This is a genomic window from Clostridium sp. AM46-21, from assembly GCF_003480025.1.
GTDB classification, from domain to species: Bacteria; Bacillota; Clostridia; order Lachnospirales; family Lachnospiraceae; genus Coprococcus; species Coprococcus ammoniilyticus.
The window spans coordinates 1-710 of the sequence record NZ_QUIB01000032.1; the positions used below are offsets into that span (position 1 = coordinate 1).

Consider the following 710-nt stretch of genomic DNA (forward strand, 5'->3'; position numbering starts at 1 on the left):
CTTATCACGTCTTTCTTCGGCTCTCAGTGCCAAGGCATCCACCCTGCGCTCTTTCTAACTTAACCTTACAGCATACGTAGCTTGATATGCTGTGGTCCGTTGCTATCTTTCGATAACTTGATTCGCGTTTTGTTTCAATCTCTTGAAACGTTTCTTGGATTATTTGATGTCTTGTTAATTATTAATGGCTTATTAATAATATCTCTATTTCTTTCTGTATGAAATTCTCAAGGTACACATTGAAACATAAGGCTTTATTTTCGCTTCCGGGATTCGTAAGCTTCGCTTACTTCATCACGGACATTCTACGAATGTCCTCCTGTTTGTCAATCGTTTCACCGAAGAACAAGTTCTTCGTGAACCGCTTTCCAAACACCGGACGCTCGTCCTATGTTTTCGTGGAGATAACGAGATTCGAACTCGTGACCCCCTGCTTGCAAGGCAGGTGCTCTCCCAACTGAGCTATACCCCCAGAGTGGGCTTAAATGGACTCGAACCATCGACCTCACGCTTATCAGGCGTGCGCTCTAACCAGCTGAGCTATAAGCCCATCTCTTTTTCTGCTTACACTTGATAAGCACTTTGACCATTTCTGATCAAACTTGGAGCTGGCAGCCACCTACTCTCCCACACCGTCTCCAGTGCAGTACCATCGGCCGCTTACGTCTTAACCGTCGTGTTCGGGATGGGTACGGGTGTTTCCCATAAGC

At 45.8% G+C, this 710-nt stretch carries 2 tRNA genes and 1 rRNA gene; all 3 read right to left on the reverse strand.

Going from position 1 to position 710, the window contains the following annotated elements:
• Positions 1-399: 399 nt before the first annotated feature.
• A tRNA-Ala gene (locus DW959_RS14020) sits at positions 400-472 on the reverse strand.
• 4 nt (positions 473-476) lie between these two features.
• Positions 477-550 (reverse strand) — tRNA-Ile (locus DW959_RS14025).
• Between the two features lie 56 nt (positions 551-606).
• Positions 607-710 (reverse strand): 5S ribosomal RNA (gene rrf, locus DW959_RS14030); the annotation flags it as partial.